This is a genomic window from Leucobacter sp. USHLN154 (genome assembly GCF_037145595.1).
GTDB classification, from domain to species: Bacteria; Actinomycetota; Actinomycetes; order Actinomycetales; family Microbacteriaceae; genus Leucobacter; species Leucobacter alluvii.
Genome location: NZ_JBBCXF010000010.1, coordinates 1 through 3,227 on the forward strand (window position 1 = coordinate 1; position 3,227 = coordinate 3,227).

Annotated in this window: 1 rRNA gene; it reads left to right on the forward strand. The window is 54.1% G+C overall.

Features of this window, described 5'->3' with window-relative positions:
- Positions 1 to 102 precede the first annotated feature (102 nt).
- A 23S ribosomal RNA gene (locus WFH23_RS14055) occupies positions 103 to 3,211 on the forward strand.
- Positions 3,212 to 3,227 lie beyond the last annotated feature (16 nt).

Here is a 3,227-nt window from a genome sequence, read left to right on the forward strand (position 1 = left end):
GGGCGGGTGTGGTGCTGCTGATACTAATTAATTTCATTGGTCACACACCTGGCGGATCCCTTTGGGGTTCGGGTGGGTGTGTGTTTCTGAATACTTATGTGATTTCAAGTTTCTAAGAGCAAACGGTGGATGCCTTGGCATCTGGAGCCGAAGAAGGACGTAGTAATCTGCGATAAGCCTCGGGGAGCCGATAAACGGGCTATGATTCGAGGATTTCCGAATGGGGAAACCCCGCCAGGGCGCGTGCGTACCTGGTGACTCCCGCCTGAATATATAGGGCGGGTAGAGGGAACGTGGGGAAGTGAAACATCTCAGTACCCACAGGAAGAGAAAACAACAGTGATTCCGGGAGTAGTGGCGAGCGAAACCGGATGAGGCTAAACCGGTCATGTGTGATACCTAGCAGGGGTTGCATGGTCGGGGTTGCGGGACGTGCCGTGAAGGGCTGCTGACCTTCGGACGTGAGAGTGAAGCTATAGGAGAACGCCTTGGAATGGGCGACCGGAGTGGGTGAGAGTCCCGTATCCGAAATGGTTTTACCGCGTGGTGTGTATCCCAAGTAGCACGGGGCCCGAGAAATCCCGTGTGAATCTGTCAGGACCACCTGATAAGCCTAAATACTTCCAGATGACCGATAGCGGACTAGTACCGTGAGGGAAAGGTGAAAAGTACCCCGGGAGGGGAGTGAAATAGTACCTGAAACCGTTTGCTTACAATCCGTCGGAGCAGGCTTTGTATCTGTGACGGCGTGCCTTTTGAAGAATGAGCCTGCGAGTTAGCGATATGTGGCGAGGTTAACCCGTGAGGGGCAGCCGTAGCGAAAGCGAGTCTGAATAGGGCGATTCAGTCGCATGTCCTAGACCCGAAGCGAAGTGATCTATCCATGGCCAGGTTGAAGCGACGGTAAGACGTCGTGGAGGACCGAACCCACTTAGGTTGAAAACTGAGGGGATGAGCTGTGGATAGGGGTGAAAGGCCAATCAAACTTCGTGATAGCTGGTTCTCTCCGAAATGCATTTAGGTGCAGCGTTGCGTGTTTCTTGCCGGAGGTAGAGCTACTGGATGGCCGATGGGCCCTACAAGGTTACTGACGTCAGCTAAACTCCGAATGCCGGTAAGTGAGAGCGCAGCAGTGAGACTGTGGGGGATAAGCTTCATAGTCGAGAGGGAAACAACCCAGATCACCAACTAAGGTCCCAAAGCGCGTGCTAAGTGGAAAAGGATGTGGAGTTGCTGTGACAACCAGGAGGTTGGCTTAGAAGCAGCCACCCTTGAAAGAGTGCGTAATAGCTCACTGGTCAAGTGATTCCGCGCCGACAATGTAACGGGGCTCAAGCACGCCACCGAAGTTGTGGCATTCATATTTATAGGTAGGCCTTCGTGGTCCAGCCGTATGGATGGGTAGGAGAGCGTCGTGTGGCGAGTGAAGCGGCGGTGTGAACCAGTCGTGGATGCCACACGAGTGAGAATGCAGGCATGAGTAGCGAAAGACGGGTGAGAAACCCGTCCTCCGGAAGACCAAGGGTTCCAGGGTCAAGCTAATCTTCCCTGGGTAAGTCGGGACCTAAGGCGAGGCCGACAGGCGTAGTCGATGGACAACGGGTTGATATTCCCGTACCGGCGGTAAACCGTCAAAGACCTAACCAGTAGTGCTCAGCTATCCAAAGCCTGTTACGGATCCTTCGGGTGATGTGCGGGTGGAGGTTGCGAACCCGATACTGGGGTGGTGAGCGTGAGGTGTGACGCAGGAAGGTAGCCTGTGCCGGGCGATGGTTGTCCCGGTGTAAATGTGTAGCCCGTCGATTATGAAGAGTTTTCGGCTTTGGGTGAGACATGATGCGGACCCGTATGGGGAAGCAGGTGATCCTATGCTGCCAAGAAAAGCATCGACGTGAGGTTTGCTGTTGCCCGTACCCCAAACCGACTCAGGTGGTCAGGTAGAGAATACTCAGGAGATCGAGATAATCATGGTGAAGGAACTCGGCAAAATGCCCCCGTAACTTCGGGAGAAGGGGGGCCATCCACTTATACCAACTTGCTTGGGAAAGGGTGTGGTGGCCGCAGAGACCAGTGGGAAGCGACTGTTTACTAAAAACACAGGTCCGTGCTAACACGCAAGTGGATGTATACGGACTGACGCCTGCCCGGTGCTGGAAGGTTAAGAGGAGAGGTTAGACCTTTGGGTCGAAGCTTTGAATTTAAGCCCCAGTAAACGGCGGTGGTAACTATAACCATCCTAAGGTAGCGAAATTCCTTGTCGGGTAAGTTCCGACCTGCACGAATGGCGTAACGACTTCCCAGCTGTCTCCACCGTGAACTCGGCGAAATTGCAGTACGAGTAAAGATGCTCGTTACGCGCAGAAGGACGGAAAGACCCCGTGACCTTTACTACAGCTTGGTATTGGTGTTCGGTGTGGCTTGTGTAGGATAGGTGGGAGACTGTGAAGCTCAGACGCTAGTTTGGGTGGAGTCGTTGTTGAAATACCACTCTGGTCATATTGGATATCTAACTACGGACCCTGATCGGGTTCTGGGACAGTGCCTGGTGGGTAGTTTAACTGGGGCGGTTGCCTCCCAAAAAGTAACGGAGGCGCCCAAAGGTTCCCTCAACCTGGTTGGCAATCAGGTGGCGAGTGTAAGTGCACAAGGGAGCTTGACTGTGAGACTGACAGGTCGAGCAGGGACGAAAGTCGGGACTAGTGATCCGGCAGTGGCTTGTGGAAGCGCTGTCGCTCAACGGATAAAAGGTACCTCGGGGATAACAGGCTGATCTTGCCCAAGAGTCCATATCGACGGCATGGTTTGGCACCTCGATGTCGGCTCGTCGCATCCTGGGGCTGGAGTTGGTCCCAAGGGTTGGGCTGTTCGCCCATTAAAGCGGTACGCGAGCTGGGTTTAGAACGTCGTGAGACAGTTCGGTCCCTATCCTCTGCGCGCGTTGGAGATTTGAGAGGATCTGACCCTAGTACGAGAGGACCGGGTTGGACGGACCTCTGGTGTGCCAGTTGTTCTGCCAAGGGCATGGCTGGTTGGCTACGTTCGGGATGGATAACCGCTGAAAGCATCTAAGCGGGAAGCCGGCCTCGAGATGAGATCTCCGTCACCCTTGTGGTGGTGAGGCTCCCAGTAGATTACTGGGTTGATAGGCCAGATGTGGAAGCACTGTAAGGTGTGGAGCTGACTGGTACTAATAAGCCGATGACTTGATTTCTTCCTCCCCTTGAATG